Consider the following 223-nt stretch of genomic DNA (forward strand, 5'->3'; position numbering starts at 1 on the left):
AACCACCGGCACCGATCACGCCAAGGGCGACCGGATCATCGAGATCGGCTGCGTCGAACTCCTCAACCACATTCCGACGGGCAAGAGCTATCACGTCTACATTAATCCGGAATGTCCGGTTTCTCCCGGCGCCTTCGCGGTGCACGGGCTGAGCGACGCGTTCCTGGCCGACAAGCCCGTGTTCGCCGCCATCGTCGAAGAGTTCTACGCGTTCATCCGCGAT

The 223-nt window shown here is 61.4% G+C and carries 1 protein-coding gene; it reads left to right on the forward strand.

The genetic code is table 11. From position 1 onward, the window contains the following. On the forward strand, positions 1-223 hold a 223-nt coding region (locus E4K09_RS18565), incomplete at both ends, for an exonuclease domain-containing protein (RefSeq protein ID WP_280177479.1).

This window comes from Microvirga pakistanensis (assembly GCF_004458765.1).
In the GTDB taxonomy this organism is placed as follows: Bacteria; Pseudomonadota; Alphaproteobacteria; order Rhizobiales; family Beijerinckiaceae; genus Microvirga; species Microvirga pakistanensis.